The sequence below is a fragment of the Pseudoalteromonas sp. P1-7a genome (assembly GCF_001401855.1).
Taxonomy (GTDB): Bacteria; Pseudomonadota; Gammaproteobacteria; order Enterobacterales; family Alteromonadaceae; genus Pseudoalteromonas.
The window spans coordinates 1-1,549 of sequence record NZ_LKDU01000071.1; the positions used below are offsets into that span (position 1 = coordinate 1).

Sequence of the window (1,549 nt, forward strand, 5' to 3'; positions counted from 1 at the left end):
CCATTACGACCGAAGTGCAAGCCGATGGCACCTTTAGTGTAGATGTGCCTAATGAGTTAAGTGAAGGTGAATTTACCGTTGAAGTATCGATCACCGACTCTGCAGGTAATGAAACCACAGCCACCACCACAGGCGAAGTTGACATAACTGCGCCGGTTGTGACGATAAATGCGTTAGGTGATACGAGTGATACTACTCCGACCCTATCTGGTACAGTTAGTGGCGAGCCTACGGGGTCAACCGTTACTTTAACCGTAACGGATGCAAATGGTGCAGAGCAAACAATCACAGCACAAGTTATTGCTGATGGTAGTTGGACGGTTGAAGTACCTGTTGCTTTAGCGGAAGGCAGTTATACGGTTGATGCTAGTATTAGTGATAGCGTCGGCAATGAAGGCACTGCAACTGCCTCTGGCACCATTGATACAAGTGCGTTAACTATCACTATCGATGTCATTGGTGAAACCAACGACCAAACACCGCAAATAAGTGGTGATACTTTTAATGCAGGAGTGGGCTCGTCTATAGAAGTTCAGATAACAGACTCTACTGGGGCAACGATCACCCTAACCACCGTTGTTGATGCAAACGGACAGTGGAGTGTTACACCACCTGCAGATTTACCTGAGGGAAATGTATCAATCAGTGCAACTGTAACTGATTTAGGCGGTGGCTCAGCCACCACCGAGCTTGATGCTGTAATTGATATTACGCCGCCGACTATACAAATTAACGACCTAGAAACCAGTAATGATACAACACCAATTATTGCTGGTAATACTACAGGCGTTGTATCTGGCACTGTAATAAGCTTGACTGTTACTGACTCTCAAGGCGTTGTTCGCTCGTTTAATACGACAACGGATGCACAAGGGAATTGGAGTGTAGAGCTTTCTCAAGAGTTGGCTTCAGGGGATTATACTGTACAAGCAGAGGTTTCTGATGCTGCAGGCAATAGTGCTTTAGATACAGCAACCGGTAATATCGATACTTCAGGGCCAAGTCTAACCGTTGACTTTGATGCTGTAACTAATGATACAACACCTACTATTTCAGGCACGAGTGATGCCGATGTAGGCACTACGGTTACTGTGGTGATTACTGATGAAAACGGTGTAGAACAAACATTGACTACCACAGTTGATGCCAATGGAAATTGGACAGTAACCCCTCAGACAGAGTTGAATGAAGGTGATAACACCATCGAAGTGAGTGTGTCTGATGAAGCAGGAAACACGACAACAGTAACCGATACAATTACTCTAGACACGCAAGCACCCACGCTTACGATACAAAATGTAGGCGATGTAAACGACCTAACACCGACATTACAGGGCACCAGTAACGAAATTGGGGGCACGGTGACACTCACCGTGACCGACAGTAACGGCGCTGAGCAAACTCTCACGACCACCGTTGAGGCGGATGGTCATTGGGATATTGAAATCCCCGGTGCGCTGGCGCAAGGTGACTTTACTGTCACAGCCAGCATAACCGACGCGGCAGGCAATGAGAGCACAGCCAACAGCAGTGGCAATGTCGATACCAT

The 1,549-nt window shown here is 47.0% G+C and carries 1 protein-coding gene; it reads left to right on the forward strand.

Features of this window, described 5'->3' with window-relative positions; genetic code table 11:
- Window positions 1–1,549, forward strand: a 1,549-nt coding sequence (locus tag AN389_RS19450) for an Ig-like domain-containing protein (protein ID WP_200911313.1), incomplete at both ends; no start/stop codon positions are given.